The organism is Amycolatopsis sp. NPDC024027 (assembly GCF_040638975.1).
Classification (GTDB): domain Bacteria; phylum Actinomycetota; class Actinomycetes; order Mycobacteriales; family Pseudonocardiaceae; genus Amycolatopsis.
Map to the genome: position 1 here is coordinate 1 of NZ_JBEZYY010000016.1, position 21,294 is coordinate 21,294.

Sequence of the window (21,294 nt, forward strand, 5' to 3'; positions counted from 1 at the left end):
AGATGTCGCAATCCACACCGAACCCGGAGGCCCTCCCCCACACCAAGATCATCCGATCACGTGTCGCCCTGTACCCAACCTCCGTGGTCAATACACCTAGACAGCGCGCTCGCCATGAACAGCCGGCTCCGCTTCGGCGACATGACATGGGGTGCACCGCTCTGCTGTGCGTAGGCGGAGAACACCAGCACGCCGAGTAAGAAGGCGGCCGCCGTCTTTGCTGTCGCCTTCGGACAGCTCTGTCCGGACTGGTTGGTCGACGCGGCGCACCGCCGCTGGCCGGACCTGGACCTTTCCGGCCGCCCGCTGAACCACGTGGCCCTGGTGCGCGGCCCGTCCGACCACGCCTACGGCCGTGCCTCCTACGAGCTGAACCTGGGCTGCAACTACGACTGCGAGCACTGCTACCTCGGCCTGAAACGCTTCGAAGGCCTGTCCTGGCCGGATCGGGAACGTCTCCTGCAGCTGCTCGCGGACGCCGGCGTGCTGTGGCTGCAGCTCACCGGCGGCGAACCGCTGATCGACAAGCTGTTCACGGAGGTCTACCAGCGAGCGTTCGAGCTGGGGATGATGCTGTCGATCTCCTCCAACGGCTCCCGCCTCGCCCAGCCCGACATCCTCGAACTGCTCACCCGGTACCGGCCGTACCGGCTCACGATCAGCGTCTACGGCGCCACCGCCGAGGCCTACGACGGGCTGACCCGCCGTCGTGGGTCGTTCGAGAAGTTCTCCCGCGGTCTGGCCGCCGCCCACGAGGCCGGACTACCGCTGAACCTGAACCTCATCGTCACCCAGCACAACGCCCACGAACTGGACGCGATGAAGGCACTCGCCGAGCGCTACGAGCTGCCGCACCACGTCTTCTCCAACATGTCGCCCACCATCTACGGCGGCGCGGAAAGCCTGCCAGCCCAGTCGCAGGAGTACCTGCGCAAGCGGAAGCCGTTCACTGGTTGCAACGCCGGCCACACCTTCTTCCACGTCGACCCGCACGGCATGGCCAGCATCTGCAAAGTCGGGCGCGACCCCCAGATCCCCCTCCTCGAGGAAGGCCTGGCCGGGCTGGCGCAGCTGGGCGGGATCGCGGACCGGCTTCTGCTGCGCCAGGGCGGTTGCACCGGCTGCCAGCTGCAGGGCAGCTGCGGCACCTGCATGCCGCTCGTCACCCTCTAACGGAAAGCCAAGGCCCCGCTGAGTGCCTACTGCCAGCACTGATCAACCGAGAGGAGGAAAACATGACCGCTGTCCTCGTCCCGCTCGAACGACGCGACGCGAACGGCACCACCATCCCCATGCCGCTCGAGGCGCCGAAGGGACCGGCCGAGATCGAGTTCATCGAGCACCTGGACGATCTCGTCGAGTCGTCGAAATGCAGCTGCAACGCCGGCGACGACAACCCGTACTAGCGCACGTCTACCCGCTCGGTGACCTCCGGCGCGTCTCCCGCCGGGGGTCACCGAACGGCCTGACGCCGGCGGGTAGCGTGCCGGAATGCGATTCCGGCCTGCCTGGTTGCGCCGCGTCCTGCGGGTGCCCGTCGTCCCCACCCTGGGACCGGTACACCCGGACACGCTCCAGCCGGAACTCTTCGACGAAGTCGTCGCCGCTGCACGCACCGGCGAGATGCTGCCCTTCGACAAGGAGCGCCGCTGGTCGGCAACCCAAGTCCGAGACCGTCCTCGTCGACGAGATCGTCCACTGCCCGGACCTCACGATCATCCCCACGCTCACCCACCGCGGGACCGGCATGATCAAAACCCACGTCTACAGCCCCGCCGAGCCCGACACCGCAGCCCTACGCGCGACGACCCGACGATGGTGCGCCGCCTACGGCGCCGCGGCCGGCCGCGTCATCTGGTTCACTCCCGAACCACCGCAAACCGCCCCAGCGACCAGGGTCCTGCTCAAGACGTTCAACCAGGACGACACAACTAGTACTGCCGATGTGATCCGCGAGCTCGATACTTGCCCTCCGTCCATTCAGGACACGTTCGTCCACCTGGCCCGGCAGGTACCGGAAACCGGGCTCGGGTTCTTAGGCCGCCGCTGGCACGAACGCCGCGTCGACGGCCCGATCCTCGCCGCCATCGACGACGGCATGGTCATCGGAGCGATCGGTCCGCTCGCCGTCATGGCCGATCGCGATGGCGCACAGGTTCTGCTGCCGCAGTACTTCGGGGTCGCCCCCAGCTACCGCGGTCACGGTCACGGCCGTTCCCTGTGGCGCGCCGCCGTCGCCTGGGGCACCGAGCACGGCGCGCGCTACCAGGTACTGCAGGCCGCTACTGGAGGGTCGTCGGAGGCTCTGTTTTGCACCGAGGGGCTGACCACCTTGGGCTTCACCTGCGCGGTGGCTGCGTGAACCAGCCCGGCACAGGGGCGTCCATGGGCACCCGTGACCGAGTCACCCTCGACTCCTTACCCCCTGCGACGCGCGCCGCGATCGCCGCCGAGATCGGCGAAATCCGTCATCTCGAACCGATCGCCACAGGTTTGAACTCCACGTTCGCCACCGTGCTGCACACAGCCGACGCCGCCGTATTCGTCAAAGGCATGAGAGACAACCATCCCGGTGTCCGCAGCCTGCGTCGCGAAGCCGCCATCGCACCCCACACCGCCGGGATCGCACCCCGGCTGCGCTAGCACCTCAACACCGCCGGCTGGGACCTGCTCGGATTCGACCACCTCCCCGGCCGCACCGCCGACCTCTCCCCCGGCTCCCCCGACCTCGTCGGCCTCGCATCCGCCCTCGCCCGGCTGGGTGAACTCGAACCACCACCGCTGCCGCTCCCCCGCATCGAACAACGGTGGACCGGCCTGGCCGACGACGCCGACCTGGCCCTGCTCGCCGGCGAGCACCTGTTGCACACCGACCTCAACCCCAACAACATCCTCATCAGCGACGGCCAAGCCTGGCTGGTCGACTGGGCCTGGCCGACCCTCGGCGCCCCCTGGATAGACCCTGCCTGCGCCGCACTCTGGCTCATCGCCGAAGGCCACACCCCCGCCGCCGCGGAAAGCTGGGCCCAAGAGCTTCCCACTTGGAGCCGCGTCCCGCCGACCGGACTCGACACGTTCGTCGCCGTCAACTCTCGCCTCTGGACCAACATCGCCACCGACGATCCGCAGCCGTGGAAGCTCGCACTCCGCAACGCTGCCAACCAATGGTTGACCCACCGAGGCTCATGAACACCGCTGACGAACCACCCCTGCGGGTCGGCGCCCGCGTCCTGCTCCTCAACTCCGCCGATGAGGTCCTGCTCATCCACGCCCGCGACCCCGACGACCCCGGCCACCACTGGTGGGAACTCCCCGGCGGCGGTCAAGACCCCGGCGAGAGGCTCGAGGACACAGCGCGGCGCGAGATCACCGAGGAGACCGGACTCGTTCTGGACGAGATCGGCCGCAAGCTCTGGACCCGCGAAAGCCGCTTCACCTACCGCGGCCGCCAACACCACCGCCTCGACCACGTCTACCTGGCCCGCACCGACCACGACGCGCCGCAGGTCGCCCTTCGGCACACCGCCAACGAACGTGCCAGCCTCATCGAGCGCCGCTGGTGGTCAGCCGCCGGGCTCTCGGCCTGCCGCGACAAGCTCTTGCCCGCCGAGCTGCCCGACCTCCTGCAGGCACTCCTGCACAACCGTCTTCCGCTCGCTCCCCTCGAACTCACCGCGTGAGATCCACTGTGCCGACGTGGACGCATCGCTGAGCAGCTCGGCGCATGGCGATCCGGGCCCGGAACGACTGCGCCACCGGGCCGTCCGGCAGCGGCGCCGTCCACCTATAGGACGGCGCACGAGCCACAGCGGCAGCCACTAGCGTGCGGCCGAAGCCGAGGCGCCGGTAGCCAGCAGCGACGTGGACGTAGTCGAGGGTGCCCGTCCGGCAGCTCGCGCACAGACTGGCGGTCACGGCGCCGACCTCCGTGCCGTCGAGATGAAGTTCGATCCGACCGGCCAGCGACCCCGCGGCCGGCGGACGGGCGACCAGGACGAGCCCGTCGCCCGGGGCCGTGCCAGGCGCATGCTGGACCGTGACGTCGAGGTGCGCCCACTCGGCGAGGCGCCGGGCGTGGTCGAGATAAGATACTTTCCGGAAACTAGACATGATCACAGTCCGGTACGCACAGGCAACCTCGAACATCAGGCTCACCGTCGCCAACCTACGGCGTCGAGATCTTGTTGCACGCGAGCGGCTTTCTCGTCGCGCCGCTGCTGACGAAACAGATGCAGTGCCTCCTGCCAAGCCGCGCGAGCATGATCATGCCGGCCGATTGCCAAGTGGGAGCGAGCGAGCCGGTCAAGGGTGTTGGCGTAGTCCGAGGTGTTACCGAGGCCGCGGTAGAGGTCGAGGGCCTGTTGGTAGTGCGCGATGGCTTCGGCGTGGCACCCGGTTTGGTGGGCGAGGTAGCCGAGGCTGTCCAGTGTGTTGGCTTCGCCCTCGGTGTTCTGATGCTGCTGGTGCAGGTCGAGGGCGGCTTGGCAGTGGGCGCGAGCGGCATCGTAGTCTCCCAGGCTGGCTGCGAACCACCCCATCTGGTTCAAGGCGTCGGCTTCCCACACCGGCTGGGCAAGATCGCGATACAGGTTCACCGCGCAGGTGACGTGGTCCAGTGCGTTCCGGTCGTCTCCGCGCAGTGTCAAGGCCCGTGCGATCACGCGATGTGTGTGTGCCTCTTCGATTCGCTCACGGTGGCGCCGGGCCAGGTCCAGTGCCTTGTGGAGATGGTCAGCCGCTTCCTGATGATGGGCCAGTTCGACGCACGCGCGGCCGAGGTGGCGATACGCGAAGATCTGTGCCGCGGGATCAGGCAGGTGCGCGGCGGCTTGCGCTCCGGCCTTCCAGACTTCCAATTCGTCGCGCAGACGGCCCCGGGGAAGGTGGACGCTGGTCAGTGCCCAGGCCAGCGTCCACACGGTGTCATGCCAATGCCGATCGATCGCCATGTGTTGAGCGGCGATCAAGTTGGCGTACTCCTGGTCGAACCAGGCTGTCGCGGCGCGTGCGTCGCCGAGGTAGTGAAGGTGACTGCCCGGTGCGGGGTGGGCATACACGATCATCGGCCGGTGTGGCAGGAGTTGATTGGCCGCGGCTTGTGCTGTGTGGGTGTAGAAGTCGGCCACCCGCCGCAGCGCCGCCGCCCGGTTGTCTGCGGTGAGTTGGCGGTCGGCGGTGGCGCCGGCGTAGTCACGGACGAGGTCGTGCATGCCGTACCGCTCGGCAGGTCCGCGGTCCAGCAGTGACCCGTCCACGAGAACGCGCAGCACCGCTCGTGTCCGGGGAATGGACAAGCCGATGAGGCTGGCCGCGGCGGGCAGGCTGATGTCCGGGCCTGGGGTGACCCCCAACAAGGCGAACAGCGTGCTCTGCTGCGCGGTGAGATCACGCAGGGAAACCGACAGCACGGCGGGCAGGCTGGCGGTGGGATCATTGTCGTCCAATGCGTCCAGGCCCGGTTCGCGAAGCTCCGCAGTGAACTCTGCCAGCGGGATGTCCGCACCGGCGGCGTGCGCCCGAGCAGCCACTATGGCCAAAGCCAGCGGGTAGCGGCCACACAACATGACCAGGTCGGTCACGGCGTCGGGTTCGGCAGCCACACGTTCATTGCCGAGGCGGCGCGCGAGCAGCGCGTGTGCCTCGTCGTCGTCGAAGACGGTCAGCGTCAGGTGTCGGGCACCGTGTCGGTGCAGCAACGCTGTGAGGGTGTTGCGGCTGGTGACCAGCACGGTACAAGTGGGTGTACCCGGTAGCAACGGAATCACTTGGTCGGTTGTGGCAGCGTTATCCAGCACGATCAGCATCCGCTTGCCGGCGACGTGGCTGCGGTAGCGGGCAGCGTGCTCGGCCAGGCCACCGCTGATGCCGGCTGGGTCGATACCGAGTGCATCGAGAAATCCACGCAATGCGGCCAGCGCCCCGACCGGATTGCTGTTGGGGCTGAAGCCGCAGAGATCGACGAACAACTGCCCGTCGGGGAAGCGGTCTGCATGCTGGTGCGCCCACCGCACGACCAACGCGGTCTTGCCGATCCCACCGGGTCCGGCGACGACGGTAATCATGATCGTCTCGGACGTGCCAACGACTGTGTCGAGACCGGCGGTAAGAGCGGTCAGTTCCGTGTCTCGACCGGTGAACCCCTGTAGTAGCGCAGGAAGTTGCCTTGGCAGGCTGGGCGGAGGCGCGGTCTGCGGGCCCAGGCCCAGGGCTGATGCCACCAACTCCTCCCGTTCCTCGGTTGACAGGTTCACCGCGTCGGCCAGTCGCCGTAGCGAGTCGAGCTGGGGATTGCGCCGCGTCCCGTTCTCCAGCCCTCGGATCGTTCTGACCGATACCCCGGATCGCTCGGCCAGTTCCTCCTGGGTCAACGCCGCGCGCTGACGGTATCGGCGCAGCGAAGCGCAGTCCTGGTCCCCCATGCCCGACCTCCCCACGTCGCGACCCAGACCCGAAGGGTAGCGCGCTCACCGGCCATACATTGCCGGTCCGTGTCCTGGTCCCACCATCGGCGCAACGCGATCATAGGACTGTCGAGCTATCCGGATCAGACGCAAAATCAGCAATTCGACACCACACCCCCAAGCACCATCGCGAATCGCATTACGAACCGAAAAAAGTGTATGAAATGCAACCAATGAAGGAGTTCAACGTGAAGCGAGCAATCCTGGCACTGACCATCGCGTCGCTCGGCGCCGGTGTCGGCATCACCGGCGCCACGCCGGCCGACGCCGCCCCCGCGGCCTACTGCGCCTCCGGCAACATCTGCGTCTACAACGGTTTCAACTTCACGGGATCGACGACCCCTTCGTGGAAGTGCGGCGTCATCGACAACATCGGCTCCCGCTGGGGATCCGACCAGGTCCGCTCGTTCATCAACAACCAGACCGGCCACGTGGTGGCGACCTTCTACAACTGGAACGGATCCAACTGGATCCCGATCGGTTACTCCCAGGCCTACGACAGCCGCCCCTACGCCCCAGCGTCGTTCTACAACGTCCCCGACGGCGTCGACGGGATCAAGCCCTGCTGAGTGACCCGTTGCGGCCGGTGGCGGCGAGACGAGTCGCGGCTACCGGCCGCACCTTCGGCGACCTCGCGGGCCGGGGCCGGACCGGAAACCGCGCTGGTGAAAGAACCGGCATCCGGCCACCCGGTGGCCGCGTACCGACGCCGGGTCGCCGAACACGGTCGGTCTCGCGGACCTTGATCGGCACGATCGTGGTGACCAAGGCGACGACCTGCCCGGGCCGGGCGCACCACCATGTGCTGCCCGCTGGTCGGCTTCGCGGCCGAACGGACGTAGCGCTGCCGCCCCGTGCCGACCGCACATTAGTTCGAAACGAAAGCAGGCGGTCCTCTCACCGATTTCACTGGGGCACAGCTGGGGCAAACCCCCTGTCACAACTGCACTCAACAACACACAGTTGCAAAAAACGGCGATCAAGCGCACCATTCCACTAGGCGATTCTCTATCGCCGCAGGTCAGGGCCATGATCGACCCTCACTGGTAGTGTGGGGGTCACCAGCACTGTTCTCACTGGTCAGAGACGTGTCGCCAGTGGCCTACGAACTACAGGCGATCACACAGAGCCACCCGCCGTCGAACCAGACAATCCTTACAACTTGATGTCGTGGCGTCTCCTTGCTGCTCCTCGGGCGGAGTTGGTCGTCGAGACGCGCGCCGTCGAAGTCGACCTGAGCGGGTACTTCCGCTCTGGCCGCTACGACGGTGTCGTGGACGATCCGTACACACCGACCACGCCCTGAGGCGGACATGACGACTTCTCCGAACACCTCTCCGCGATCAAGCGCAGCACCTCGCCGTTCACGACCACCGACGCGCCAGGACGCCGCCGGCAGTCGCCCTCGCCCTGGTCGTCGACGCGACGATGTCGTACCCACGGTGCTGCTGCCGACGTCCCCGCCGACGCTGTCGCACGGTGCCGCCGGCGCCCTGCTTCGGCTGCTGCTCGACGCGGACAAGGCGGCCTGATCATGCGGTTTGCGTTCTACGGCCGAGTCTCCACTGAAGACCAGCAGGACCCCGAGGCATCTCGGAATTGGCAGCTGGCCCGGGCCAAGGCGCTGGTCGACAAGCACGGTGAGATCGTCGCCGAATTCTTCGACATCGGGCAATCACGCTCAATCCCCTGGAAGAGGCGCCCCGAAGCGACCCGACTCCTCGCCGCGATGCGAGACAGCGACCGCGGATTCGACGCAGTCGTCATCGGCGAACCCCAACGCGCCTTCTACGGCAACCAATACGGACTCACCTTCCCCCTCCTCGTCCACTACGGCGTCAGCCTCTGGGTGCCCGAAGTCGGCGGCGCGATCGAGCCGGAATCCGAAGCGCACGACCTCGTCATGTCCGTGTTCGGCGGGATGAGCAAGGGCGAACGCAACCGGATCAAGATCCGCGTCCGCGCCGCCATGGCCGCCCAAGCCAGCGTCGAGGGCCGCTTCCTCGGCGGCCGACCACCCTACGGCTACCAGCTCGCCGACGCCGGACCGCACCCCAACCCTGCCAAAGCCGCTGAAGGCAAACGGTTGCGGCGCCTCGAACCCGACCCAGCCACCGCGCCGATCGTGCAGCGCATCTACGCCGAGTACATCGGCGGCCGTGGGAAGTTGGCCATCGCCGAAGCGCTGACCCGTGACGACATCCCCTGCCCATCCATGAACGACCCCGCCCGCAACCGCCACCGCACCGGCCGCGCCTGGGCCAAGGGCGCCGTCGGTGTCATCCTCACCAACCCCCGCTACACCGGCCGCCAGGTCTGGAACAAGCAACGCAAAGACGAAGTCCTCATCGACGTCGAAGACGTCGGGCTCGGCCACGAAACCAAGATGCGCTGGAACACCCGGGACAAATGGATCTTCTCCGAGCAGATCGTCCACGAACCGATCATCGACATCGAAACCTTCCAGCAAGCGCAGGAGATCGCCGCGGCCAAAGGCGCCGGTCGGAAGACCCGCGAACGCACACGCACCCAGCACCGCTACGTCCTGCGCGGCCTGCTGCACTGCGGCGTCTGCGGCCGTCGCATGCAGGGCCAGAAGAGCCGCGACCAGCTCTTCTACCGCTGCCGCTACCCCACCGAATACGGGCTGGCCAACAAGACCGAGCACCCCCGCAACGTCTGCCTCGCCGAACGAGACCTCATCGGCCCGCTCGACAGCTGGCTCAGCACCTGCTTCGCACCACACCGCCTCGACGAAACCATCGACGACCTCTATGCAGCCCAACCCGAACCCGACGTCGACCCCGGCGCAGCAGCCGCCGCCAAGACAGTCGAGGAATGCGACCGAGCACTCGGACGCCACCGCGCAGCCCTCGAAGCCGGAGCCGACGCCAAGCTCGTCACCGCCTGGATCACCGAAACACAGGCCCGCCGCGCAGAGGCCAAGGCACGCCTCGCCGCCCGCCCCCTGCCGCAACGGCTCGCCAAGGAGCAGATAGCCGAGCTGATCGAGCGGCTGGGCGACATCCGGAACGTGCTAGCCGCAGCCGACACCGACCGCAAAGCGGAGGTCTACCGGCAGCTCCAGCTGCACGCGACCTACCACCCCGGAAAACGACTAGTGCGCATCGAGACTAGTCTCGATGCGCACAGTTGGGGTTATGGGAAGTGTCCGAGGGGCGAGTTGCACACTGATCACCCGCATCGAGCTCACCCGTTAGCGACATCGAGCCGCGGGCAGCTTTGCGCACAGCCCCCTTTGCGTCCACCAACTGAAGCTAGCCTCGTCGCCTCAGCCTTTCGGCCTGAGGATACGCAGATTCAGCGCCGCCCACGCGGTAGCGGCCGCTGAGGAGTCGCTCGCCGCCGCGGCGCGGCTGCCTCAGCCAGTCGAACAATATTGGAATCGCTAGCCAATTTGTCGGGGGTTCCTGTAAACGCCCGGACGGCCGCCATTAGCGCTCGGTCGGCCGAAGAGGTCAACTTGGGCTCAAGGATGTCTAGCAGCGCATCCCACCGCTGCCGCCCAACCTGAGCCCAGAGCTTAACCGAGATCGTGGGATCCATGAAGCTGCGTAGCGCAACGCCGGCCTGCGAAGTGTCAAGTCGCTCCACTAGGTCCCTGTAAATCGTTTCAGCAGCCCAACTAACGCCGTACTGGTTACCTAGGAAAACATCGACGAGTGTCCGAAGATACTTGGGCTCCACCGCAGCTGGCACTTCGCCGCGCGCGCCGATCAGCGCTGCGACCGCGCGAGCCGGCGCCGGCTCGGTGTGAAAGTTGTTGAACCCGTGGTGCGCGGCACCCAGCGCATCGAGGGAGGCATCGATCTCAACTGCCAACTCCTTCTCCGGCAGGTAAGCAATACCAGCAACCAACTCCAATAGCTCTCGCGCAGACTTCGCCTGCGCGATATCCGCACTGGCAGTGAACCGACCGTAGCGCAGTCCAAACGCCCGTCGAGCATCCTCACTAACGAAAGGCCACAAGTCAGGCCATAGCAGAATCACGTTGTCAGCTATCAATGGCGTACGGTCGGCCGCCACGTAAAGTCCGAATAATCCGGCCGCCAGAGAGTCAGCACGTTCCGGAGGAAGGTCCTCAAAGAATGCTGTAGTCAGCGGCACATCGACCGGATCGATGCGAGCAGCCTTCACATTGGCAAGTAGTCGCTTAGTTTCAGCGGTAATAGTGTCGTACGGGAGAGTAATGACCTGGCGGATGCACGTTTCCAACCAAGCTGCCAACTGTAAGCCGGTCAACTCAACCTGATTCGGGTGTGCCGCACTGGCATAGTTTCGCATGTACCGGATGTGGTCGAGTTGAGCATGACCGGACGTCGAGAGGAGTCCGATCTGTAGCGCCGCTCGCAGCAAGTCGATGTCGTCAACCTTTGTAAGGTCCTCAACTGACGACAGATGCTTTCGCCGGTCCGGAGAGGGCACAGCAATCTCGTAGAAGTACGCCAGATCGTAGTTAGCTACCCGTCGGCGGAGTTCACCAACAGTCTCATTCCACAAGTAATTAAGAGCGGCATCGAACAAGCCTGCAGCAGCCGCCGCGATCATCTTACTTACGTAATAGGAGTCGCCACGGTCCTGAACAGGCAGCCGGGACAGCGCTCGACCAAGGGTCGTGAGCGCTTGCTCTCGCTCCTCAAGTTCAACCAGCACACCATCCACAGGAAGTCCCGCATTGGCTAACTGTTCCAAAAGCATCTGCTCAAAGCGCTGAAGCTCTCCGAACACCTGGATCTCGCCACTACCGCCAGCAGGCACAATCTCCGTCACCCGACCTCCTCCCTGACCTGGGCCACCCAGACATCCCCTCGCGAGTGGGCACCAACTACCGCAAGTGTCGTCGGACGTCTCAATACGTTACATCTCGCAGACAGGTAGCTCCCGAATGCAGGGTCCAGGCCGAGCTTCAGCGCCCCCCGACCCAATTTGACCAGCGCATGGTCGCGCTCGCGCCACAGACACGTGATGCTATCGATTTGATCACGGTACGCTTAGTTGCTCGCTCTGAGCCCTATTGACAGCAGGCATCGACTGGATGATGTCCGTTGAGGAGCGGGACGACGGACAGACCTCGGGTCCGCGTGGCTCGCCCGTTGAAGTGTCCGACTTTCCGGCGACGATTCGACTGCCGGGGCTTGGTTAACAATGTTCACCTACGGGGCCGCGACAACCTACCGCTTCAGCCGCGATAGCCAACTTCAGCGCTGAAACACACTCGTTCGCGCGACACGGCACCATGCGAGTCGGCGAGTTACGCATCGTCTGTCGAAGGCAGCGAGTAGTCTACGGGCCACCTGAGCCAAGGAGGAACACGATGCCAAACTATCCGTATATTTCCGGACAAGGTCCGGTCGTCGCGACTTTTACACAGCTTCGCAAAGGTTTTCCACCCAAGGTGGATGCAGGCTACCTCCAGCGGTTCAAGATCGCTTCCGCGAATGAGTCCTATGTCATTGCCATTCTACGGTTTCTCGACCTTATCGACGAGGAGGGTAATCGCGTCGAAGATAAGACCGGCTATTTTTACGGAAACGACGATTCTTTCAAAGCTGGCCTCGAGGAGGCTTTACGCAGCGCGTACTCTCAGCTATTCGAAGAGATGGGCAACGACACCTTTGACGCTGAGCGTGACGTTCTGGCTCACTGGTTCCGAGCAGCCGACAAGACTTCAGAACTAGTAGGCAAGCGGCAAGCAACAACCTTCCAGTCCCTCGCCGCACTCGCAGGACACGGAGAACTTCGTGGCATTCGGACAAATCCAAATTCCAAGTCTACGAATTCTCCGAATGGCGCGAATACAAAGACGAGCAACAAGAAGACAGCGACAACAACGAAGAAGGAACCGAAACCCCCAATCGATCAGAACAACGGACGCGGCGAGCCCGAAGGCAAGGCGGTAGGCGGACAGGATGTAGGACTAACTGTCCGCATAGAGGTCAACCTTCCTCCCGGAGGTGACGCCGAAACATATGACGCAATCTTCGCGAGCATCAGGAAGCACTTGATGTCGTGAGCGGATCACTTAATCGATTTGAGCACATCACGCGGTCCATCGACGCAGAATATAGTAACAGATCTAACGCTCACATCGAGATCACCGAGCGCAATGAACCTCACCCCTTTGAACTACGAAACATCCACCCCGAGCTGCCAAGCAAAGTGCGTAAACTGTTCGATGATGGACATTGGGAGCAGGCAGTATTCGAAGCTTTCAAATTCATCGAGAAGGAGGTTAAGCGAATCAGCGGCCTCCGCGGCAAGACGGGTTACGCCCTCATGATGGAGGCATTCAATGAGAGCAACGCAAAAATCAAGTTAAACAATCTTGGAACCGACTCCGAAATCGATGAACAGCGCGGCTATAAGTCCATCTTCGCTGGCGCAGCAGCTGGCATTCGCAACCCAAGAGGTCACGAAGTCGACATCGGCGACACCCCCGATGAGGCTATGGATTATCTAGCACTCGCCTCTCTCCTACTGCGCCGACTTGACGCTGCCAATGTTCGTTAGAGGCAGCGACCGGGAGAAATCCGCACTGTATTAGCCCAGGGTACGAAGCAAGCTTGATGCGCCCCCCTCCTGGCTGCGCGAGTTTGCGACTGTCGCCTGGAGTGCGGCTTCACCAACTCTTGGCAAACACTGGCTGGTCCGGCATGCTAAGCCGGTGGTCGTTGCAGATTTTGAGGAGAAGACGTTCGAGAACGCTTACAACATGGAGTTGGTCACTGGAGAAGGTGGAACACGCCGAATATTTTCACCCGGTCAAGTCCTGGAAAAACTGACCGGATTTGATGTGGCAACAGACCCCGGCCACGATCACCTCATATGGCGCATCCTCAACATCGAACGACCTCGCGGCTTATCGCTCATACCTTCACATTGGAGAAACTCACCATTCGGAATACCCAAGCGCCGTCAATTACCACAAATGCCGTTTAGTTTGATCTTGCAGTTCAAGCGCCCGGAGTACCTTTACGGGTCAAGAGCCAAACAGTGGAACTTGTGGCACAAACCGTATTATCGGTTTGCTCGATCAAAATCACAACATAGCACCTTGACGCGGCTTGAACGCAACGTCTCTGGTTCTGCAATAGTTAGGTACGCCTCCCCCGCATTCCATACTCTAGCCGAGCTAGAGACAGCTCAACTGACTGGAAAAGTCGTAGAGACTACAGGTCACGTATCGCCGACCGCTTTAGGGCGGCATCAAATTTGGACTTTCGAGAAGCCCGGTTCGTTCGGTCGAGGCAACCCCGTCGGACGACGACAAATGTTCGAACATTTCGATAGCTTGTTCGCATCCCTTCTGCCTGAGAGCAGTAGGACCGGTCAGCAAGTCTCGCCATACACGGCTGGCCTGGAAAACCATTTAGCGATTCTTTCTAACGCCTGCCAGCTTCGGTCACCTCAGCTTAGGCGAGCAGTGAGGGTATGGGCCAACCGACTCCGAATGACGGGTATACCAGTCGATCTGGTGCAGCCTCTTGCCGATCTTGCTACAATACAAATGACGATGTCGCAGCTGAGGTCCACATGGTGGATTTTTGATCGCTTTGAAGTTTTTTCCCACGTGAGTAAGTGATAGTCGTCAAGATAAAGACGCAATCACATCGGCGCCTCCTGCGCATTTGTGCTCGCTACAGCAGCAATGCTGACCGCTTCCACGCTTGAATAGTGCAGTGGTAGTCGGCGTTCTATACATTCGAATCCGATCCGACTAATCGTATCGATATTCGATAATACTTTTGATGCCGCGCAAGCCGAGACACACCTGGGCCATGATCAATGCACCAACAACTTCGGTTACTCCAGTTATCGGAAATCCGATCGAGAGGAGCGTGCAATAGCCGCCTGCCGCCTTTCGCCTAAATCGCTGTGGCGACGCATGGCCACTCCTTCTCGACCATAGCGCGAAGGCTCTGGCCGTATCGCTCGCCGCATGCGGGATCCACAGTAAACCGGTCGCCTGATAGGGACTTGACGCGACAGCTTTGCCGTATACTGATGCACGCCCAGACATCCAATTATAGAAAGATTCCCAATCCCCTTCAGCAGCATGTTCCGGAATCAAGATCGCCTCACTCAGAGGCTTTCTACCAGAAGAGACATACGCCGAAGACAGAGCTACCCTCTTACCATTCTGGGCATTCCAAGCAGTGGTAACTCTTTTCGGACCAAACCGACTAGGCAGTAAGACATCAATAGCGAATTCCAGCGTTCCATCTGCCGAGGCCCGAATGTCATATGGCGCGAGACTGAGGTCTAGAATTGCACTGCATAGCGCATAGGTGAGGTATTCGACGTCCTCAACACGTTCGGACATATAGCCAACCTTCGCGAATCCAATCCACTTACGTTCTTTGTGCTCGCGATTCAGACAATACAAGATAATCTTCTTCTTAACTTGCTCCGGGTCCGGCCACTGGTCGAGAGGCTCTTGACTAGTTTTATGAAACGCCTTTGATCCCGGATCATCTAATTTGCTAACCTTAGAAGTCTTCCACGGTATTCGACCTAGAACGATCTCAGTCGGCGGGCCTGGCCTACTAGAGATTTCCTCACTCGGCTCAATTGGTCGCGCCACTCGCAGGTCCTCAGGTATATCAAGTTCACTGACTTGCCGTTCCAGATAGATGTATCTATCATCATCTAGTTCTAAGAACATACCCTTATGCTTCCAGGGGCGCGAAACGTTGGCCCAGTCCTGATTTTCAACAACTTCCTCGCCGTAATCGAAGTCCAGATCAACTATCGACCATTGACTGCGCTCCAAGATGTAGCCACCTGTGATCAGATATCTGAGCGGCAAGTACCGCCATAGATATCTCATTGGCATTTGCGAGTTACCACTGAAGCTGACTACAGCAACCGGAGGTTCCTTTGGCTTAGAATAATCCAGCGCCCGGAGCAACTCAACAATCGTCACACCATTTAAAACAAGGCATTCGTAAGCCGAACGTGGCGACCAAAGTAACTGCGGGGCGCCTACGTGAAAGGTTAGAGCACTTACCAAAGCTTTCCTTTCGGCTTCTTCAGCAGCATAGGGAACTTCCTCTTGCCAACGATCCCGTCGACGGACTTTGTCATTCGCGGCGGTATATTCGACCCGACTTACACGCCTGATAAGATTTCCGACATACCCGGCTTTGACCCTGCATGACAGAGCTTTGAGATCATCTAGTTCCACCAGCGCACCTAGTGCATTCTCGAATACTTCCAGCGTGTTCGCACTTCTGACACTAAATATCGCTACTGCTGACTCGCTCATGGCGACACTGTAACTTCTAGCCAGACTCAGAACCAGTGGAGTGTCAACTTCTGTTACGGAGTCACCGAAGGCCAACGAACGGTTAAAACTATACAGTCCGCCAATGCTTCCCAGGAGTGATCGACACCCGGCCCCCACAGGACGTAGTCGCCCTGCCGGCTCATGACTTTGCTTCCGTTCGTGACGTCTACGCGGAACTCGCCGAAGATCAGAATGACGAGGGTGGTTCGCTGGTCGCCCGACGTCCACTCGGCGCGCTTCTCACCTACGCAGTGTTGCGCCCACTTCACTTCGACCTCCTCGGTGGCGCGGACGCCTAGCGATGGGTCGATGAAGTGCCCCACCAGCCAGCCGCGGGTGCTGACTGAGTCGTCGTTGGCGTTGCCAGCTGTCCAACGTCCGCTCGCAAGTTCGTTGCTCATTCGACCGTCTCCCGGATTCCGAGCTGCAGCACCGGCACCGAGTCGCCGGCTCCTGGCTATCTGATCGAATCCGAAGTCTGAGCTCGGCGCGAGCCGACGCAGCCTGGATACTCCTCGTCCCTCCGGACCGTTTCGAACGGTGAGCCTCTGTCAGCGAAGGCCAGACGTACTGGAGAAGATTGGCCGTCACAGCTGTCCCAGGCACTTGCCATGGCGCGCGATCTGGCGTGACGACTCGAAAGACCAGCCGACCTGCGAGAACGGCGCTGGTGACGGCTGTGACGGCCGTCGGGACGCTCGTCACGATTGGCCTCAATGGGGCCCGCAGACGACAGTTCGAGACGTGGCTCGTGTGTGTCACGCGTCGCCGTCGTCGCTAGGGCAGCGAGTGGTCGGGAGGAGTTTGACAGCGGCGAACGTGACCCGGCTCAGGGCGCCGACGTGCTCGGCGAACCTATCCCCGCCGAGAGACGTCAAGCGGAGTTTCTTGCGGTCCCCCTGGGTGCGGACCTCCAAGTAACCCGCCGCACGCAGGCATTCGACATGCGTCACGAAGGATCGTTCACCGAGCTGTAGAGCGTTCCGAACGGCGATGTCGTCACTCCACTTGCAGTCGGCGAGTAGGCATGCAATGAACAGCCGGACCGGCATGAGCAGTAGCGGGTCGAGTTCCTGCTGAAACGTCGGCAGAACGGCCCGTACGGGTGGTGTCACGACTCGGCGGCCGGAAGTTCGCCGGTCGGGCGCGGTGAGCGCTGGAGGCAGACCAAGCACGGCATCCCGAGCGGGCGTTCCAGCAGTTCCAGTTCGCCGAGGCCGAACGTGGCGTCGCAGTACGCGGTCAGGCGCGCCGGCATGGCGGCGTCGGCCAGCAGCGGGAACAAATGGACCATGCGGCGAGTCTCGCCCACCGTGCCGGGTAGCGGACGCGCGATGATCAGCCCGGTCGTCATCGCTCGCTCCGCCGCTCGTGGCGTCCGGCGAGGACGGGCGCGATCGGGGCGCTACCCGCCCCCGCCGGAGTCTGGGACCCGTGAGCGTGAGAAGTGCGGGCGCCGTGAGAGTGGGCCTGTTCAGGCACGTTGGCCTGCCCGACGTGCTGGAAGAGGCGACGCCAGCGTGATGGCTTGCGGTGCCGCGATGGGTGAAGGCGCCGTTCGACTGCCGGGAGCGTGGTCCGAGCTGCCAGGAACGCGCGGCAACGGACGCACGGCCGGCCGGGCGCGACGAGCATCGACGTCGGCAGCACGACGTGCCCGCACAGTCCCTCGTACCGGCCGAGCGCGTCGCGCCGGCCTCGGGAGAACTCCTCGTCGGTCACTGCGTGGTCGCGGTCGTCGACCTCGCTCCGGTGCCAACTCACGTACAGTCCGGCGGCCCTCCCCTGCCGTAGTACGTCGTTCACAAGCCCCTCCGCTACCTACCGGCTGACCAGCCACTACGGGCTGTAAGATCTGAAATCAGCCTGGCTCACGCGCTCATATAGGCGCCAGGTCACACGGACGACTTAGTGAGGACATATCGTTGGCGGCACGTCGGGAGGCGGAGATGGCAGCGGGGGACGGGACTGACGAGCTGCCGCGCACCGTGCTGGAACTCAAGCTCCGAGAGCGAAGTCAGACGCTCGCCGAGTTCGTTGAGGACGCCGAGCGCTTCGCGCGCACGTTCGGCGAGCCCGGCACGCTCAGCGTGCGGCACTTGCAGCGCCTGATCTCGGGACGGAAGGCGGACGGGTCTCCGGTCGGGCGTCCGCGGCCGGCCACTGCTCGCCTGCTCGAACGGATGCTTGGCCTCCCGATCGACGACCTGCTGTCGTCACCTAACGCCGTCCGCGGGTCGGTCGAGGCGGCTGAAGAGGAGTTGCGGCAGCGGCTCAGCGCTGCTCGCCGCGTGAACGCCGACGTCCTGGCCTTGCTTCAAGACCAGTTGACCGCGGTGCGCCGTCTTGACCGGCAGCTGGGCGCCTCGACGGCGCACGAAGAGGTGTCCACCAAGGTCCGCCAGATCACGCGCCTGCGCTCGCACAGTCTGACTCCGGGGGTTCGGAGCCAGCTCGGCGCCCTGCTCGCCGAATTCGGCACGCTCGCCGGCTGGCAGCAGCTCGACATGGGGTTCGTCGGTGACTCCTGGCAGTTCTACGAGCGCGCCAAGGCCGCCGCTCGCGAGTCCGGTGACGCGGCGTTCGAGGTACACACTGCCGCTGAGCAGGCGTTCGTGCTGCTCGACGTCGGCGAGACGGCGTCGGCCGTCGAGCTATTGCGCGCCACCGAGCGGCGGGCTCAACACGTCGCCGGCCGCCTGCTCAGGTCATGGCTCGCTGCTGCGTATGGCGAAGCCCTCGCAGCAGACGGCCAGCGCTCGGCGAGTCTCAGAGCTTTCGACCGCGCCGCGGGGTTGCTACCAGCCGATGTGTCCGCGGTGGAGGGTCCTTACGTCGTGCTCGATCCGGTCCATCTGGCGCGCTGGCGCGGGCACGCGCTCGCTCGGATCGGCGAGCCGGACGCCGTTGACGTGCTCTCCACAGCGTTGAGCCGCCTCGATCCAACGTTCACGCGTGCGGAGACGGCGTTACGAGTGGACCTGGCGACGGCGTTCTTTGCGATGGGTGAGCGCGTTGAGGGACGCGCGCACGCTCAGCGTGCTCGGGCTTTGGCCGTCGAAATCGGTTCTGTCCGGCAGCAACGTCGGATCGCTCGGCTTGTCGGGCCGACGAACTGAAGGGCGGTACGGGCGGGAATCGGTAGCCCGTAGGCTCGCGGCGTGGCTGACGAACATGGGTCGTGGAAGACGTTCGGTGAGCGGCTGGTCTACGACAACAAGTGGGTCAAGGTCGGGCTGACCGACGTCGAGGCGCCGAACGGCGAACGCTGGGACTACCACGTGGTGCACCTGGCCAGGATCGCCATAGCGCTGATCGTGAACGACCAGGATGAGGCGCTGATGCTGTGGCGCTACCGGTTCGCCACCGAGCAGTGGGGTTACGAGCTGCTGGGCGGCATGGTCGACGACGGCGACGACTCCGCGGGGACCGCCGCGCGCGAGGCTGCCGAGGAGTCCGGCTGGCAGCCAGTCGGCGAGCCCGAGCACCTGGTGAGCTTCGAGCCGCTTCCCGGGCAGGTCACCGCCCCGGTCGACGTGTACCTGTGGCGTCAGGCCGAGCACATCGGAGACCCGACTGACACCGAAGAGGTCGGCCGAGTCGAGTGGGTGCCGCTGTCGCGGGTAAACGAGCTTGCACAGCGTCAGGAACTGCTCGGCTCCGGCACGCTGGTGTCGCTGCTCTACTACCTCAACTCACGCCGGGCGTGAGCCGGGCAGGACGAGCCGTTCAAGGCGGCGGCGCAATCGCACGGAACCAACCTGGGAGATGATCCGCCGGGCCTGCAACGCGTAGGTCCTGGCGGCTTCCTGGTCGCCCGCTGCGCTGTACGCATGGGCGAGATCCACGTACACCGCGGCGCCGGCCCGGACGAATGACGTCGACCCGATGCCCTCGACCACGCGCTCGAGGTGCTCGATCGCTTCCGGCGCGCCGAGGTGGACCAGGGCGTTTCCGCGCCAACGGTCGAGGTGGCTGCCGCCGAGGAAGACGAACGGCAGCTCGGGGTGCACGACTTCGTTCGGCAAGAGCGTGTCGGCTTCGTCGAACGAGCGAAGGGCGCCGTCCCGGTGGCCGGCGATTGCGTGGCCCTCCCCTTCGGCGGCCGCGAGCCAGGCTCGCAGCAGCTCAGGAGCATGTTCGCCGATCGACCGCGCTTCCGCGAACAGGGCAAGAGCGTCATCGATGTTGCCGACGTCGATGAGGACGAATGCCTGTTCAGCGGTGGCGTGGGCGAGCAGGGCGGCTGAGCCGGACTCCATCGCGGCGTACTTCGCGCGTTCGTAGTGCGTCCACGCCTGGTCGAGTGCGCCGATGTCGAGCGAGTTCCAGCCGGCCAGCGTCGATGCCTCGACAAGCACGCTGGCCAGCGGTGCCCGGTCCCGGCGCAAGATCGTGTGCCTGAGCAGGCCCTCTACCTCGGTGATCTGTCCGCGGAGCCGTTCGAGCCGGGCCGCCGAGCCGAACCGGCGGTCAGCGTGGCGGACGCTGATGACTTCCTCGCGGAACAGCTCGATCGTCTGCTCGTCGACGCGGCGAGCGATGATCAGCCGCTCGGCGAGTTCGTCACCGGACGGGCCGGCGAAGTCGCCGGACGGGAACCCGAGGTCGTCATCGGTGCGGCCGTAGATCTCGCGCAGGACCGCGCGCATCGGCGGTTCGGGCATGACGTGCCCGTTCTCCCACCGAGAGATGTCCGTCTTCCGGCTCGCCACCGAACGCTCTGGCAATCCATGCGCCGCTGCGCGCGCGTTGATTGCGCGTGCGAGCTTTTCCTGGCTCCAACCGAGCGCGTTGCGGGCCGCTTGCAAAGCAGTTGTCGAGGTCATGACGTGACCGCCAGATAAGCGCCTTGAGCTGCGTAAATAACATGAGATAACACGGTGCTTGTCATCCGCTGCCAGCTGCCGGCCAACGCGGAAATGCCGTTTCTTAGTGGCATGACACACGACGAGAAACACCGGCGGGCCGCCGAATCGGCTGCCCACCACAAAGGACTCGCGCTAGTCGCGGGACTTCCCATCGCGGCGAAGCAGCTCGGTGAGATCGGCCAGTTGCTCGGTGATCGACGTCAGTCGCTGCTCGATGACGGCAAGGCGTGCCGACACGGCGTCTTCCATGTTCTCGCGGGGCTGTCCCAGCGTCGGCGGGATGCGGCCGTGCAGCACAGCGAGCAGGTGTTGCGGGTGCAGGCCGAGCGCCACGGCCAGCGCTTCGAGCGTCCGGTCACTGCGCTTGCGCTCGACGGTGTGGTTCTGGATCTCGCGGACGATCGCCTGGGAGACCTGCGAGCGCTCGGCCAGCTCGCGTTGTTTCCACCCGAGCTCGTGCACGCGCTCGTTGATGGCCTTCGCGACCGCCGCCCAGTCTTCCGACACCCATTCCTCCGTGGTCCGCCTCAGCGCCGACATTAGCGCTTGACGGATTCAACGGCGCCGAGATCCACACCGCGTCGCGCATTCGGACCATTCTCACGCCTTCATGCGACTAAATCAGCTCACATTTCACGCTCAAATCAGCGTG

The 21,294-nt window shown here is 63.6% G+C and carries 20 protein-coding genes; 11 read left to right on the plus strand and 9 right to left on the minus strand.

The window, feature by feature from the left end:
* Positions 1-252: 252 nt before the first annotated feature.
* The 3 genes from AB0F52_RS32605 to AB0F52_RS32615 all read left to right on the plus strand — a co-directional run bounded on the left by AB0F52_RS32605 (position 253) and on the right by AB0F52_RS32615 (position 2,362).
* On the plus strand, positions 253-1,173 hold the full coding sequence (locus AB0F52_RS32605) for a radical SAM protein (RefSeq protein WP_360179421.1): 921 nt from the start codon (positions 253-255) through the stop codon (positions 1,171-1,173).
* Between the two features lie 62 nt (positions 1,174-1,235).
* Entirely contained in the window at positions 1,236-1,406 is a 171-nt protein-coding gene (locus tag AB0F52_RS32610; RefSeq protein ID WP_360179423.1) for a hypothetical protein, read from the plus strand.
* A gap of 341 nt (positions 1,407-1,747) precedes the next feature.
* Positions 1,748-2,362 carry a GNAT family N-acetyltransferase gene (locus AB0F52_RS32615; RefSeq protein ID WP_360179425.1) on the plus strand — a complete coding sequence of 205 codons (615 nt, stop codon included), beginning with the start codon at positions 1,748-1,750 and terminating at the stop codon, positions 2,360-2,362.
* A gap of 56 nt (positions 2,363-2,418) precedes the next feature.
* Here the strand turns inward: AB0F52_RS32615 and AB0F52_RS32620 are convergent, their stop codons facing one another.
* Positions 2,419-2,868 carry a hypothetical protein gene (locus tag AB0F52_RS32620; RefSeq protein WP_360179427.1) on the minus strand — a complete coding sequence of 150 codons (450 nt, stop codon included), beginning with the start codon at positions 2,866-2,868 and terminating at the stop codon, positions 2,419-2,421.
* Between AB0F52_RS32620 and AB0F52_RS32625 the strand changes: the two genes are divergently transcribed.
* Together AB0F52_RS32625 and AB0F52_RS32630 are read left to right on the plus strand one after the other, a co-directional pair.
* On the plus strand, positions 2,818-3,189 hold the full coding sequence (locus tag AB0F52_RS32625; protein ID WP_360179853.1) for a phosphotransferase: 372 nt from the start codon (positions 2,818-2,820) through the stop codon (positions 3,187-3,189). The genes AB0F52_RS32620 and AB0F52_RS32625 overlap by 51 nt on opposite strands.
* On the plus strand, positions 3,186-3,680 hold the full coding sequence (locus AB0F52_RS32630) for an NUDIX domain-containing protein (RefSeq protein WP_360179429.1): 495 nt from the start codon (positions 3,186-3,188) through the stop codon (positions 3,678-3,680). Before AB0F52_RS32625 ends, AB0F52_RS32630 begins: the two co-directional genes overlap by 4 nt.
* Here AB0F52_RS32630 and AB0F52_RS32635 read toward each other — a convergent pair.
* Complete coding sequence (locus AB0F52_RS32635) at positions 3,670-4,146, minus strand: GNAT family N-acetyltransferase (RefSeq protein ID WP_360179855.1); 477 nt, start codon at positions 4,144-4,146, stop codon at positions 3,670-3,672. The genes AB0F52_RS32630 and AB0F52_RS32635 overlap by 11 nt on opposite strands.
* A 5-nt stretch (positions 4,147-4,151) precedes the next feature.
* Positions 4,152-6,419 carry a helix-turn-helix transcriptional regulator gene (locus AB0F52_RS32640; protein ID WP_360179431.1) on the minus strand — a complete coding sequence of 756 codons (2,268 nt, stop codon included), beginning with the start codon at positions 6,417-6,419 and terminating at the stop codon, positions 4,152-4,154.
* 230 nt (positions 6,420-6,649) lie between these two features.
* Here AB0F52_RS32640 and AB0F52_RS32645 point away from each other — a divergent pair, with 230 nt between their 5' ends.
* Both AB0F52_RS32645 and AB0F52_RS32650 read left to right on the plus strand, forming a co-directional pair.
* Positions 6,650-7,030, plus strand: a complete 381-nt coding sequence (locus tag AB0F52_RS32645; RefSeq protein ID WP_360179433.1) for a peptidase inhibitor family I36 protein — start codon at positions 6,650-6,652, stop codon at positions 7,028-7,030.
* 965 nt (positions 7,031-7,995) lie between these two features.
* A complete protein-coding gene (locus AB0F52_RS32650; protein WP_360179435.1) occupies positions 7,996-9,813 on the plus strand; it encodes a recombinase family protein in 1,818 nt (605 codons plus the stop codon).
* Here AB0F52_RS32650 and AB0F52_RS32655 read toward each other — a convergent pair.
* Complete coding sequence (locus tag AB0F52_RS32655; protein ID WP_360179437.1) at positions 9,783-11,252, minus strand: hypothetical protein; 1,470 nt, start codon at positions 11,250-11,252, stop codon at positions 9,783-9,785. The two genes, AB0F52_RS32650 and AB0F52_RS32655, sit on opposite strands and share 31 nt — an antisense overlap.
* Before the next feature lie 544 nt (positions 11,253-11,796).
* Between AB0F52_RS32655 and AB0F52_RS32660 the strand changes: the two genes are divergently transcribed.
* Together AB0F52_RS32660 and AB0F52_RS32665 are read left to right on the plus strand one after the other, a co-directional pair.
* Entirely contained in the window at positions 11,797-12,495 is a 699-nt protein-coding gene (locus tag AB0F52_RS32660; protein ID WP_360179439.1) for a DUF5343 domain-containing protein, read from the plus strand.
* A complete protein-coding gene (locus AB0F52_RS32665) occupies positions 12,492-12,992 on the plus strand; it encodes a TIGR02391 family protein (RefSeq protein WP_360179441.1) in 501 nt (166 codons plus the stop codon). Before AB0F52_RS32660 ends, AB0F52_RS32665 begins: the two co-directional genes overlap by 4 nt.
* Before the next feature lie 1,207 nt (positions 12,993-14,199).
* Here AB0F52_RS32665 and AB0F52_RS32670 read toward each other — a convergent pair.
* From AB0F52_RS32670 to AB0F52_RS32680, 3 genes are all read right to left on the minus strand, one after another.
* On the minus strand, positions 14,200-15,750 hold the full coding sequence (locus AB0F52_RS32670) for a hypothetical protein (RefSeq protein WP_360179443.1): 1,551 nt from the start codon (positions 15,748-15,750) through the stop codon (positions 14,200-14,202).
* A gap of 53 nt (positions 15,751-15,803) precedes the next feature.
* Complete coding sequence (locus AB0F52_RS32675) at positions 15,804-16,172, minus strand: signal peptidase I (protein ID WP_360179445.1); 369 nt, start codon at positions 16,170-16,172, stop codon at positions 15,804-15,806.
* Positions 16,173-16,882: 710 nt separating this feature from the next.
* A complete protein-coding gene (locus AB0F52_RS32680; RefSeq protein WP_360179447.1) occupies positions 16,883-17,125 on the minus strand; it encodes a hypothetical protein in 243 nt (80 codons plus the stop codon).
* A gap of 595 nt (positions 17,126-17,720) precedes the next feature.
* Here AB0F52_RS32680 and AB0F52_RS32685 point away from each other — a divergent pair.
* Both AB0F52_RS32685 and AB0F52_RS32690 read left to right on the plus strand, forming a co-directional pair.
* Positions 17,721-18,890 (plus strand): hypothetical protein, encoded by a 1,170-nt coding sequence (locus tag AB0F52_RS32685; protein WP_360179449.1) that lies wholly within the window; start codon positions 17,721-17,723, stop codon positions 18,888-18,890.
* 42 nt (positions 18,891-18,932) lie between these two features.
* A complete protein-coding gene (locus AB0F52_RS32690; protein WP_290050088.1) occupies positions 18,933-19,481 on the plus strand; it encodes an NUDIX hydrolase in 549 nt (182 codons plus the stop codon).
* Here the strand turns inward: AB0F52_RS32690 and AB0F52_RS32695 are convergent.
* The gene (locus AB0F52_RS32695; protein WP_360179451.1) at positions 19,467-20,759 is read right to left on the minus strand and encodes a tetratricopeptide repeat protein; all 1,293 of its coding nucleotides are present in this window, start codon (positions 20,757-20,759) and stop codon (positions 19,467-19,469) included. The genes AB0F52_RS32690 and AB0F52_RS32695 overlap by 15 nt on opposite strands.
* Before the next feature lie 15 nt (positions 20,760-20,774).
* On the minus strand, positions 20,775-21,149 hold the full coding sequence (locus AB0F52_RS32700) for a helix-turn-helix transcriptional regulator (RefSeq protein ID WP_360179453.1): 375 nt from the start codon (positions 21,147-21,149) through the stop codon (positions 20,775-20,777).
* Positions 21,150-21,294: the final 145 nt, after the last annotated feature.